The sequence below is a fragment of the Pseudomonas sp. genome, assembly GCF_017744435.1.
In the GTDB taxonomy this organism is placed as follows: Bacteria; Pseudomonadota; Gammaproteobacteria; order Pseudomonadales; family Pseudomonadaceae; genus Aquipseudomonas.
In genome coordinates this window covers 60,275-73,063 of sequence record NZ_JAGIBG010000011.1, presented here as the reverse complement: position 1 = coordinate 73,063, position 12,789 = coordinate 60,275, and the positions used below count along the sequence as shown (strand labels likewise).

The 12,789-nt window shown below is 63.5% G+C and carries 8 protein-coding genes; 3 read left to right on the top strand and 5 right to left on the bottom strand.

The annotated features are described in order from the left end of the window. Positions 1-53: 53 nt before the first annotated feature. Positions 54-1,514, top strand: a complete 1,461-nt coding sequence (gene selO / locus J7573_RS10090) for a protein adenylyltransferase SelO (protein WP_294333885.1) — start codon at positions 54-56, stop codon at positions 1,512-1,514. Positions 1,515-1,530: 16 nt separating this feature from the next. Then, entirely contained in the window at positions 1,531-1,965 is a 435-nt protein-coding gene (gene trxC, locus J7573_RS10085; protein WP_110633055.1) for a thioredoxin TrxC, read from the top strand. Here trxC and J7573_RS10080 read toward each other — a convergent pair. Next, on the bottom strand, positions 1,962-2,735 hold the full coding sequence (locus J7573_RS10080; protein WP_016395419.1) for a ParA family protein: 774 nt from the start codon (positions 2,733-2,735) through the stop codon (positions 1,962-1,964). The two genes, trxC and J7573_RS10080, sit on opposite strands and share 4 nt — an antisense overlap. A gap of 82 nt (positions 2,736-2,817) precedes the next feature. Further along, positions 2,818-3,711 carry a LysR family transcriptional regulator gene (locus J7573_RS10075; RefSeq protein ID WP_294333875.1) on the bottom strand — a complete coding sequence of 298 codons (894 nt, stop codon included), beginning with the start codon at positions 3,709-3,711 and terminating at the stop codon, positions 2,818-2,820. Positions 3,712-3,875: 164 nt separating this feature from the next. Between J7573_RS10075 and J7573_RS10070 the strand changes: the two genes are divergently transcribed. Further along, positions 3,876-5,063 carry an MFS transporter gene (locus tag J7573_RS10070; protein WP_294334016.1) on the top strand — a complete coding sequence of 396 codons (1,188 nt, stop codon included), beginning with the start codon at positions 3,876-3,878 and terminating at the stop codon, positions 5,061-5,063. Positions 5,064-5,152: 89 nt separating this feature from the next. On the opposite strand, the gene hemE is transcribed toward J7573_RS10070, so the two are convergent. The 3 genes from hemE to gltB all read right to left on the bottom strand — a co-directional run bounded on the left by hemE (position 5,153) and on the right by gltB (position 12,428). Further along, the gene (gene hemE, locus J7573_RS10065; RefSeq protein WP_294333872.1) at positions 5,153-6,217 is read right to left on the bottom strand and encodes a uroporphyrinogen decarboxylase; all 1,065 of its coding nucleotides are present in this window, start codon (positions 6,215-6,217) and stop codon (positions 5,153-5,155) included. A 240-nt stretch (positions 6,218-6,457) separates the two neighbouring features. Further along, the gene (locus J7573_RS10060) at positions 6,458-7,876 is read right to left on the bottom strand and encodes an FAD-dependent oxidoreductase (protein WP_294333869.1); all 1,419 of its coding nucleotides are present in this window, start codon (positions 7,874-7,876) and stop codon (positions 6,458-6,460) included. 106 nt (positions 7,877-7,982) lie between these two features. After that, positions 7,983-12,428 (bottom strand): glutamate synthase large subunit, encoded by a 4,446-nt coding sequence (gene gltB, locus J7573_RS10055; RefSeq protein WP_294333866.1) that lies wholly within the window; start codon positions 12,426-12,428, stop codon positions 7,983-7,985. Positions 12,429-12,789 lie beyond the last annotated feature (361 nt).

Genomic DNA, 12,789 nt, shown 5'->3' with positions numbered 1-12,789 from the left:
ACCCGCGAAGGGCCGCAAAGCGGCCCCTTGGCACCGATCTCCAGGAGCAGCCCGTGAAAGCCCTCGACCAACTCACCTTCGACAATCGCTTCGCCCGCCTGGGCGATGCGTTCTCCACCCAGGTCCTGCCCGAGCCGATTGCCGAGCCGCGCCTGGTGGTGGCCAGCGAGTCGGCCATGGCCCTGCTCGACCTCGACCCGGCCCAGGCCAATGAACCAGTGTTCGCCGAGCTGTTCAGCGGCCACAAGCTCTGGGAAGAGGCCGACCCGCGGGCGATGGTCTATTCCGGCCACCAGTTCGGCTCCTACAACCCGCGCCTGGGCGATGGCCGCGGCCTGCTGCTGGCCGAAGTGCTGAATGACCAGGGCGAGCACTGGGACCTGCACCTCAAGGGCGCCGGCCAGACGCCCTATTCGCGCATGGGCGACGGCCGCGCCGTGCTGCGCTCGTCGATCCGCGAGTTCCTCGCTTCAGAGGCCCTGCACGCGCTCGGCATCCCCACCAGCCGGGCACTGTGCGTGATCGGTTCGAGCACCCCGGTGTGGCGCGAAACCCGCGAGAGCGCGGCAATGCTCACCCGCCTGGCGCAGAGCCATGTGCGTTACGGGCATTTCGAATACTTCTACTACACCAAGCAGCCGGAACAGCAGCGCGCGCTGATCGACCACGTGCTGGAGCAGCACTACGCCGAATGCCGCGATGCCGAGCAGCCTTACCTGGCCATGTTCCGCACCATCGTCGAGCGCAATGCCGAGCTGATCGCCCGCTGGCAGGCCTATGGCTTCTGCCACGGGGTGATGAACACCGACAACATGTCGATCCTCGGCATCACCTTCGATTTCGGCCCGTTCGCCTTCCTCGACGACTTCGACGCCAACTTCATCTGCAACCACTCCGACGACCGTGGCCGCTACAGCTACGCCAACCAGGTGCCGATTGCCCACTGGAACCTCAGCGCCCTGGCCCAGGCCCTGACCACGGTGATCGAGGTGGAATCGCTCAAGGAAGCGCTGGGCCTGTTCCTGCCGCTGTATCAGGCGCACTACCTCGACCTGATGCGTCGGCGCCTGGGCCTGACCACCGCAGAAGACGACGACATGGCGCTGGTCGAACGCCTGCTGCAGCGCATGCAGAGCGGCGGTGTGGATTACAACCTGTTCTTCCGCAAGCTGGGCGACCAGCCCGCCGCCGAGGCGCTGAAGGCGGTGCGCGACGACTTCATCGACCTCGCCGGGTTCGATGCCTGGGGCGCGGATTATTTGGCCCGCTGCGAACGAGAGGCAGGCAATGCCGAAGGCCGTCGTGAGCGCATGCATGCGGTGAACCCGCTGTACGTGCTGCGCAACTACCTGGCGCAGAAGGCCATCGAAGCGGCCGAAGCGGGGGATTACAGTGAGGTGCGACGCCTGCACCAGGTGCTGAGCAAGCCGTTCGAGGAGCAAGCCGGCATGCAGGCCTATGCAGAGCGCCCGCCGGAGTGGGGCAAGCACCTGGAAATCAGCTGTTCTTCTTAATGTTCAAGGAACCCAAATGTCCGACCCACTGGTAATCCCCTGTCCCCACTGCAACGGCCTCAACCGCCTGCCGGCGGCACGCCTGGGCGACGCGCCGAAATGCGGCCGCTGCAAACAGGACGTGCTGCTGAGCCAACCCTTCGAACTCAGCGAAGCCAACTACGCCAGCCAGATCAAGGGCGACCTGCCGCTGCTGATCGACGTCTGGGCCGACTGGTGCGGCCCATGCAAATCCTTCGCCCCGACCTTCGAACAGGCTGCCCGCCAGCTCAGCGGCCGCTGCCGCCTGGCCAAGCTCGACAGCGAAGCCAACCGCAACCTGGCCGGGCAGCTGGGTATCCGCTCGATTCCCAGCCTGATCCTGTTCAAGAACGGCCGCGAAGTCAGCCGCCAGGCCGGGGCGTTTCCACTCCAGTCGTTGCTGGAGTGGTTGCGTAGCCAAGGGGTCTAAGCGTTCTCTTCGAGCAGCGAATGCAACTCGACAAACTGCTGTGTCAGCTTGTGCCGCGGTTCCAGGTGAATCAGCGGCAGGTTGGCATGGTGCGATTCGCGCATCTTCACCGAGCTGCCCAGGTACACCGGTAGCACCGGCAGCCCTTCGGCCAGCAGTTCGTCGAGCATCTGCTGGGGCAGGCTGGCGCGGGACTGGAACTGGTTGACCACGATGCCTTCGACCACCAGGTCTTCGTTGTGGTCGTCCTTGAGCTCTTCGATTTCGGCCAGCAGGCCGTACAGCGCCTGGCGCGAGAAACTGTCGCAGTCGAAGGGAATCAGCACGCGATCAGCGGCGATCAGTGCGGAAACCGCATAGAAGTTGAGCGCCGGTGGCGTGTCGATGTAGATCCGCTCGTAGTCCTCGTCCAGCTCGTCGAGCAACTTACGCAGCTTGTTGATCTTGTGCTTGGCTTCCAGCTTGGGTTGCAGGTCGGCAAGCTCTGCCGTGGCGGTGACCACGTGCAGGTTGTCGAACGGGGTTTCGTAGATGTCGACTTTGTTCTTCTTGCTGAACGGTCCGCTGGACAGGCTCTGCTTGAAGAAGTCGGCAATACCCATGGGGATATCGTCGCCGGTCAGGCCGGTCAGGTACTGGGTCGAGTTGGCCTGGGCATCCAGGTCGATCAGCAAGGTCCGATAACCTTCGCTGGCGCTCACTGCCGCCAGGTTGCAAGCGATGCTCGACTTGCCCACGCCACCTTTCTGATTGAACACCACGCGCCGCATGATTGACCTCCGTGTATCAACGAATGCCCGAGTATGTGGCGGCGCAGCGGCAATGGCCAGTGCCATTTGCCCGTTCGCCGGATCAGGCCGCCATCAGTCCCGTCAGCAACTCGGCGAACGCCCGGGCCATCGCCGAACCACCGCGCTCGCGCTGCACCAGCCACACTGCCGACATCGCCCCTTCATCCAGCAACGTGCGGTACACCACGCCTTCGATCTGCATGCGCTTGAACGATGCCGGCAGCACCGAGACCCCAAGCCCCGCCGACACCAGGCCGATGATGGTCATCGCCTCCCCCGCTTCCTGGGCAAAGTGCGGGCTGAACCCGGCCTGGCGTGCCAGGCTCAACAACTGCGCATGCAACCCGCTGCCATAGCTGCGCGGGAAGAACACGAACGGTTCATGGGCCAGGGCGGCCATGTGCACGCCTTGTTCCGTGCCTTCCGCCAACGGATGCGAGGCATTGATCACTGCCACCAGCGGCTCGCGGAACAGCTCGGTAGCCACCAGGCCTTCCGGCAGCGGCATCGGCCGCATCAGACCGACTTCGATGGATTCGTCGAACACCCCTTCGGCGACATCCCGGCTGCTCATTTCCTTGAGGTTCAGGTGCACTGCGGGGAAGCGCTGGCGAAAGGCATGAATGGCCTTGGGGATCTTCGACGTGAACGGCGCCGACGACGTGAAGCCGATTTTCATCTCGCCCAGTTCACCCAACTGTGCACGGCGCGCCACATCGGCCGCCTTCTCCACCTGCGCCAGCACCTGGCGCGCCTCTTCAAGGAACAGGCGACCCGCCTCGCTCAGCTCGACCCGACGATTGGTCCGCTCGAACAGGCGCGCACCCAATTCCTGCTCCAGCGCCTGGATCTGCTGGCTCAATGGCGGCTGGGAGATGCCCAGTTGCTGGGCCGCGCGGCCGAAGTGCAGTTCTTCGGCAACGGCGATGAAGTAACGCAAATGGCGCAGTTCCATGATCGGCTCCAATCAGGTCGCTAAACGTCTCAAATAGGTCGAACAATATATTGGATCTAATCATTAGCCAGCTATATGCTTTTTTCATTGCGCCAGAGGTACCGCCCGTGAAAACTGCTGTAGCCCCCCTTCCTGCCGGCCCAGAACCTGCCCCCCTGAACGAAATGTGGATCGAGAAAGGCACCCCCGCCTTCATGAAAACCGTGCTGGCCTTGTTCAGCGGCGGCTTCGCCACGTTCGCCCTGCTGTACTGCGTGCAGCCGATGATGCCGCTGCTGTCGAAGGAGTTTTCCATCAACGCGGCGCAGAGCAGCCTGGTGCTGTCGGTGTCCACTGCGATGCTGGCGTTCGGCCTGCTGATCACCGGCCCGATCTCCGACCGCATCGGCCGCAAACCGGTGATGGTCTTTGCCCTGGTCTGTGCTGCCCTGTCGACCCTGGCCAGCGCGGTGATGCCGAGCTGGGAGCTGGTGCTGGCCACCCGCGCCCTGGTGGGCCTGTCGCTGAGTGGCCTGGCGGCGGTGGCGATGACCTACCTGAGCGAAGAAATCCACCCGCAGCACATCGGCCTGGCCATGGGCCTGTACATCGGCGGCAATGCCATCGGCGGCATGAGTGGGCGGCTGATCACCGGGGTACTGATCGACTTCGTCAGCTGGCACACGGCGATGCTGACCATTGGCGGCTTGGCCCTGGTGGCTGCGCTGGTGTTCTGGAAAGTGCTGCCCGAATCGCGCAATTTCCGCCCGCAGTTGATGAGCCCTCGCAGCCTGCTGGACGGCTTCGTCATGCACTTCAAGGATGCCGGGTTGCCTTGGTTGTTCCTCGAAGCCTTCCTGCTGATGGGCGCCTTCGTCACCCTGTTCAACTACATCGGCTACCGCCTGCTGGCCGAGCCTTACCACATGAACCAGGCGCTGGTCGGCTTGCTGTCGGTGGTCTACCTGTCGGGTATCTACAGCTCGGCGCAAGTCGGCGCACTGGCTGACAAGCTGGGCCGGCGCAAGGTGTTCTGGGCCAGTATCGTCGTAATGGCCGGCGGCCTGCTGATGACCCTGGCCACCCCGTTGGCGATGGTGATCGTCGGCATGCTGGTGTTCACCTTCGGCTTCTTCGGTGCGCACTCGGTGGCCAGCAGCTGGATCGGCCGCCGCGCGCTGAAGGCCAAGGGGCAGGCTTCGTCGCTTTACCTGTTCAGCTATTACGCAGGGTCCAGCGTGGCCGGTACGGCCGGTGGGGTGTTCTGGCACCAGTGGGGGTGGAACGGGATCGGCTTGTTCATCGGTAGCCTGCTGGCAGTGGCGTTGCTGGTGGCACTGCACCTGAGCAAGCTTCAACCGAAAACGGCTTGAGGCCCATTCGCGGGTTTACCCGCGAAAGGGCGCTCAAGTCAGTGCGACAAAAAGCCCGGCACTTGGCCGGGCTGTTCGTTTCAGCGCATTTACTGGTGGTACTGCGCCGACAGTTCATGCACGGCGTTGATGAATACGCCTGCGTGTTCCGGGTCGACTTCCGGGGTGATGCCGTGGCCGAGGTTGAACACGTGGCCAGTGCCCTTACCATAGCTGGCGAGGATGCGCGCCACTTCCTGGCGGATGGCCTCGGGCTTGGCGTAGAGCACGGTCGGGTCCATGTTGCCCTGCAGCGCCACCTTGCCACCAACGCGGCGGCGAGCGTCGCCGATCTCGCAGGTCCAGTCCAGGCCCAGCGCATCAGCGCCGGCTTCGGCGATGCTTTCCAGCCACAGGCCGCCGTTCTTGGTGAACAGGATGACTGGCACCTTGCGCCCTTCGTGCTCGCGGATCAGGCCGCTGACGATCTTGCGCATGTAGGCCAGGGAGAACTCCTGGTAAGCCGCTGCCGACAGGTTGCCGCCCCAGGTATCGAAGATCTGCACCGCCTGGGCGCCGGCAAGGATCTGGCCGTTGAGGTAGCTGGTGACTGACTGGGCCAGCTTGTCTAGCAGCAGGTGCAGGGCTTGCGGGTTGTCGTAGGCCATCGCCTTGGTCTTGCGGAAGTCTTTCGACGAGCCGCCTTCGACCATGTAGGTGGCCAGGGTCCACGGGCTGCCGGAGAAACCGATCAGTGGCACGCGACCATTGAGTTCGCGGCGGATGGTACTGACCGCGTCCATCACGTAGCCGAGGTCTTTCTGCGGGTCAGGGATCGGCAGCGCTTCGATATCGGCCGGGGTGCTGATGACCTTCTTGAAACGCGGGCCTTCGCCGGTTTCGAAGTACAGGCCCAGGCCCATGGCGTCCGGGATGGTGAGGATGTCCGAAAACAGGATCGCCGCGTCCAGCGGGTAGCGGTCCAGCGGCTGCAGGGTTACCTCGCAGGCGAACTGCGGGTTCATGCACAGGCTCATGAAATCACCGGCCTTGGCGCGGCTGGCGCGGTACTCCGGCAGGTAGCGGCCGGCCTGGCGCATCATCCAGACAGGGGTGACGTCTACGGGTTGCTTGAGCAGTGCACGCAGGAAACGATCGTTCTTCAGGGCAGTCATGTCGGCATCCGGAAAAATAGTGCGGGCATTTTCTCAGACGCCAGCGCAAAAGGCACGGTCAAGGCCATGCGTTTTGTCTATTGGGTGCCATAGGTCAAACGATTTTGTATACAAAAAGTGCTGCGAAGGGTGGCACCGGCTTCGCCGGTGTTCGCGGCTGAAGCCGCCCCCACAGGTTCTACGCTGCCTTTGAAGCTGCGCGATCCCTGTGGGAGCGGCTTTAGCCGCGAATGCGATGGATCAGACTTCGAGGTAGTCCAGGATACCTTCGGCGGCGTTGCGGCCTTCGAAGATCGCCGTCACCACCAGGTCCGAACCGCGCACCATGTCGCCACCGGCGAACACTTTCGGGTTGCTGGTCTGGTGCTTGAACTTGGCTTTCTCTGGGGCCACCACGCGACCTTGGCTGTCCAGCTGGATGCCATGCTGCTCGAACCACGGTGCCGGGCTCGGGCGGAAGCCGAAGGCGATCACCACGGCGTCGGCCGGCAGGATTTCTTCGGAGCCCGGGATCGGCTCGGGGCTGCGACGGCCACGGGCATCCGGCTCGCCGAGACGTGTCTCGACCACCTTCACGCCTTCGACCTTGTCCTCGCCAACGATGGCGATGGGCTGGCGGTTGTAGAGGAATTTCACGCCTTCTTCCTTGGCGTTCTTCACCTCTTTGCGCGAACCCGGCATGTTGGCTTCGTCACGGCGATAGGCACAGGTCACCGACTTGGCGCCCTGGCGGATCGAGGTGCGGTTGCAGTCCATCGCGGTGTCGCCACCGCCCAGCACCACGACCTTCTTGCCCTGCATGTCGACGAAGTCTTCCGGCGACTTCTCGAAGCCCAGGTTGCGGTTGACGTTGGCGATCAGGAAGTCCAGCGCGTCATGCACGCCAGGCAAGTCTTCGCCCGGGAAGCCACCCTTCATGTAGGTGTAGGTGCCCATGCCCATGAACACTGCGTCGTACTCGGCGAGCAGCTGTTCCATGGTGATGTCCTTGCCCACCTCGGTGTTCAGGCGAAACTCGATGCCCATGCCGGTGAAGACTTCGCGACGATTGCTCAGCACGGTCTTTTCCAGCTTGAACTCGGGGATGCCGAAGGTCAGCAGGCCACCGATTTCCGGGTTCTTGTCGAACACCACCGGGGTCACGCCACCGCGTACCAGCACGTCGGCGCAGCCCAGGCCAGCCGGGCCGGCACCGATGATGGCGACGCGCTTGCCGGTTGGCTTGACCTTGGACATGTCCGGGCGCCAGCCCATGGCGAAGGCGGTGTCAGTGATGTACTTCTCCACCGAGCCGATGGTCACCGCACCGAAACCGTCGTTCAGGGTGCAGGCACCCTCGCACAGGCGGTCCTGCGGGCATACGCGGCCGCACACTTCCGGCAGGGTGTTGGTCTGGTGCGACAGTTCGGCCGCGGCCAGGATGTTGCCTTCGGAGACCAGCTTCAGCCAGTTGGGGATGAAGTTGTGCACCGGGCACTTCCATTCGCAATAGGGGTTGCCGCAGCCCAGGCAGCGGTGTGCCTGCTCCACGGACTGCGCAGGCTTGAACGGTTCGTAGATTTCCACGAACTCCTTCTTGCGCTGGCGCAGCAGCTTTTTCTTCGGGTCCTTGCGGCCCACTTCGATGAACTGGAAGTCGTTGTTCAGACGTTCAGCCATTTTTCAAAACCTCTTTACCGCAGTTGCCAGCCTCAGGCTGCAAGCTGCAAGACGATCACTTGAGCACGACGGGCCCCGCGCACGGGGCCGTCACTTGCAGCTGTTCTTACTGCGGGTTGGCACGGGTGCTGGACAGCAGTTGCTTGAGGTTGGCCGCCTTCGGCTTGACCAGCCAGAAGCGCCGCACGTAGTCGTCCAGGTTCTCGAAGAGCTCACGCCCCCACTCACTGCCGGTCTCTTCCACGTATTCGCCAAGGACCCGCGCCAGGTGGCTGCGGTAGGCTTCCATCGCCTCACCACTGATGCGCTGGATTTCCACCAGCTCGTGGTTGAGCTTGTCGACGAAGCTGTTGTCCATGTCGAGCACGTAGGCGAAGCCGCCAGTCATGCCAGAACCGAAGTTGTAACCGGTCTTGCCCAGAACGCAGACAAAGCCACCGGTCATGTATTCACAGCAGTGATCGCCAGTACCCTCGACAACCGCGTGGGCGCCAGAGTTACGCACAGCGAAGCGCTCGCCTGCGGTACCTGCGGCGAACAGCTTGCCGCCGGTGGCGCCGTACAGGCAGGTGTTGCCGACGATGGCGCTGTGCTGGGTAGCGAATGGGCTGCCGGCCGGTGGCACGATGGTCACCTTGCCACCGGTCATGCCCTTGCCGACGTAGTCATTGGCGTCGCCTTCCAGGTGCAGGTTCAGGCCACCGGCGTTCCACACGCCGAAGCTCTGCCCGGCAGTCCCCTTGAAGCGGAAGGTGACCGGCTTGTCGGCCATGCCCTGGTTGCCGTACAGCTTGGCGATTTCGCCAGAGATACGGGCACCGATGGAACGGTCGCAGTTGCAGATGTCGAGACTGAACTCGCCACCGGCCTGATCGCGGATCGCCGGCAGGGCCATCTCGACCATCTTCTCGGCCAGCTCGCCCTTGTCGAACGGCGGGTTCTTGTCGACTTCGCAGAACTGCGGCTTGTCGGCCGGGATGTGCGAGCTGCCCAGCAGCGGAGTCAGGTCCAGGTACTGCTGGCGCTCGGTGTCGCCTGGCAGCACGTCGAGCAGGTCAGTACGGCCGATCAGCTCGCCGAGGCTGCGCACGCCCAGCTTGGCCAGCCACTCACGGGTTTCTTCAGCGACGAAGGTGAAGAAGTTGATCACCATGTCGACAGTGCCGATGTAGTGGTCCTTGCGCAGCTTCTCGTTCTGCGTGGCTACGCCGGTGGCGCAGTTGTTCAGGTGGCAGATGCGCAGGTACTTGCAACCCAGGGCAATCATCGGCGCGGTGCCGAAGCCGAAGCTCTCAGCGCCGAGGATGGCGGCCTTGATCACGTCCAGGCCGGTCTTCAGGCCACCGTCGGTCTGTACCCGTACCTTGCCGCGCAGGTCGTTGCCGCGCAGGGTCTGGTGGGTTTCAGCCAGGCCCAGTTCCCACGGGGCGCCAGCGTACTTGATCGAGGTCAGCGGCGAAGCACCGGTACCACCGTCGTAGCCGGAGATGGTGATCAGGTCGGCATAGGCCTTGGCCACGCCGGCGGCGATGGTGCCAACGCCGGCCTCAGCCACCAGCTTGACCGATACCAGGGCCTGCGGGTTGACCTGCTTGAGGTCGTAGATCAGCTGGGCCAGGTCTTCGATCGAGTAGATGTCGTGGTGCGGCGGTGGCGAGATCAGGGTCACGCCCGGTACCGCATAGCGCAGCTTGGCAATCAGGCCGTTGACCTTGCCGCCAGGCAGCTGGCCGCCTTCGCCGGGCTTGGCGCCCTGGGCAACCTTGATCTGCAGCACTTCGGCGTTGACCAGGTATTCCGGGGTCACGCCAAAGCGGCCGGTGGCCACCTGCTTGATCTTCGAGCTGCGGATGGTGCCGTAGCGCGACGGGTCTTCACCGCCCTCACCGGAGTTGGAGCGCGCGCCCAGGCGGTTCATCGCCTCGGCCAGGGCTTCGTGAGCTTCCGGCGACAATGCGCCCAGCGAGATACCGGCGGAGTCGAAGCGCTTGAGGATGGCCTCCAGCGGCTCGACCTGATCCAGCGGCAGGGCCTCGTCGGCCACTTTCACTTTCAGCAGGTCGCGGATCATCGACACCGGGCGCTGGTCGACCAGCGTGGTGTATTCCTTGAACTTGGCGTAGTCGCCCTGCTGCACGGCGGCCTGCAGGGTGTTGACCACGTCCGGGTTGTACGCGTGGTATTCGCCACCGTGGACGAACTTCAGCAGGCCACCTTGCTGGATCGGCTTGCGCGCGCTCCAGGCTTCGGCTGCCAGCAGCTTCTGGTCACCTTCGAGGTCGACGAAGCGCGCACCCTTGATGCGGCTGGACACGCCCTTGAAGCTCAGGCCGACCACTTCTTCGGCCAGGCCCACGGCTTCGAACAGCTGGGCGCCACGGTACGAGGCGATGGTGGAGATGCCCATCTTCGACAGGATCTTCAGCAGGCCCTTGGAGATGCCTTTGCGGTAGTACTTGAAGACTTCGTCCAGATCGCCCAGCACTTCGCCGGTACGGATCAGGTCGGCCAGCACTTCGTAGGCCAGGTACGGGTACACGGCCGAGGCACCGAAGCCCAGCAGCACGGCGAAGTGGTGCGGGTCGCGGGCAGTGGCGGTTTCGACCAGGATGTTGCTGTCGCAACGCAGGCCCTGTTCGGTCAGGCGGTGGTGCACGGCACCCACAGCCAGCGATGCATGCACCGGCAGCTTGCCCGGGGCGATGTAGCGGTCGCTCAGCACCAGCTGGGTCTTGCCGCTGCGCACGGCCTCTTCAGCCTGGTCGGCAATATTACGGATGGCTGCTTCCAGGCCGACGCTCTCTTCATAGTTGAGGTCGATCAGCTGACGGTCGAAGCCTTCGCGCTCCAGGTTCATCAGCGAGCGCCACTTGGCAGGCGAGATGACCGGCGAGCTGAGGATCACCCGCGAAGCGTGTTCCGGGGACTCCTGGAAGATGTTGCGCTCGGCGCCCAGGCAGATTTCCAGGGACATGACGATCGCTTCGCGCAGCGGGTCGATCGGCGGGTTGGTCACCTGGGCGAACTGCTGGCGGAAGAAGTCGTACGGCGAACGCACACGCTGCGACAGCACGGCCATCGGCGTGTCGTCACCCATCGAGCCGACCGCTTCCTGGCCCTGCTCGCCGAGTGGGCGCAGCACCTGGTCACGCTCCTCGAAGGTGACCTGGAACATTTTCATGTACTGCTTGAGCTGGTCAGCGTCGTAGCTGGCCACGCCCTGGTCGTCGGTCAGGGTCGCCTGAATGCGCAGGGCGTGCTGACGCAGCCAGCGCTTGTACGGGTGGCGCGACTTCAGGCGGTTGTCGATGGCGTCGGTGTCGAGGATCTGGCCGGTCTCGGTGTCCACGGCAAGGATCTGGCCCGGGCCGACACGGCCCTTGGCCAGGACTTCCTCAGGCTGGTAGCCCCACACACCGATTTCCGAGGCGATGGTGATGTAGCCATTGGTGGTCGTCACCCAGCGCGCCGGGCGCAGGCCGTTACGGTCGAGCAGGCACACCGCGTGGCGGCCTTCGGTCATGACGATACCGGCCGGGCCATCCCACGGCTCCATGTGCATGGAGTTGTATTCGTAGAAGGCGCGCAGGTCGGCGTCCATGGTCTCGACGTTCTGCCAGGCTGGCGGTACCAGCATGCGCACGCCGCGGAACAGGTCGATGCCGCCGGTGACCATCAGTTCCAGCATGTTGTCCATGCTCGAGGAGTCGGAACCGACGCGGTTGACCAGCGGGCCGAGTTCTTCGAGGTCGGGGATCAGGTCGTTGGCGAACTTGGTGCGACGGGCCATGGCCCAGTTGCGGTTGCCGGTGATGGTGTTGATCTCGCCGTTGTGGGCGAGGAAGCGGAATGGCTGCGCCAGCGGCCATTTCGGCAGGGTGTTGGTGGAGAAGCGCTGGTGGAACACGCAGATCGCGGTCTGCAGGCGCTCGTCACCCAGGTCTGGATAGAACGCCGCAAGATCGCGCGGCATCATCAGGCCTTTGTAGATGATGGTCTTGTGCGAGAAGCTGCAGATGTAGTGGTCGGCGTCGTGGGCGTTGGCCACGGACGAACGGCGACGGGCACTGAACAGCTTGATGGCGAATTCCTGATCGCTCAGGCCTTCACCGCCGATGAACACCTGTTCGATCTGCGGCAGGCGCTCCAGGGCCAGGCGGCCGAGCACGCTGGTATCGATCGGGACCTTGCGCCAGCCGACCAGCTTCAGGCCGGCAGCGACGATTTCGCGGTCCATGTTGGCGCGGGCAGCTTCGGCTTTGACCGGGTCCTGGTTGAAGAACACCATGCCGACGGCGTACTGCTTGGGCAGCTCGACGGCGAAGTGCTCCTGGGCCACGGCCCGCAGGAATTGATCGGGCTTCTGCATGAGCAGACCGCAACCGTCACCGGTCTTGCCGTCGGCGTTGATACCGCCGCGGTGGGTCATGCAAGTCAGTGCCTGCATGGCGGTTTGCAGAAGGTGGTGGCTCGGTTCGCCCGTCATATGGGCGATCAGGCCAAAACCACAGTTGTCCTTGAATTCTTCGGGATGGTACAGACCTGTTTTCATAGACACTTTCTCACCAGGTTCACCTCTCAACCGGAGGCAAATCTCTTTTATGTACAACCACTTACCATCCACGCCGATCAAACGCCAGCTTTTTGCGGTGGCCATGGAAAACCATTGTTGCACAGCGACAGTCATACCCACAAATTTTCATGTCTCACCATTGAAAATTTATGTCGCAATTTTGAATGTTTTTGCGCCATGCGCCGTGATAGCGGCTTGGCTCGAGTCTGAAGCGTTTCAGCCATGACTGCAACAGAGGCTTGTGGCCGGCAGTCTGGGACAGAAAAGCCTGCCGCGCTCAGGCGCAGCAGGCTATTCGAATGTCGTTAATCGCTCAGCAACTGGGCGGCGGGGGTGATGC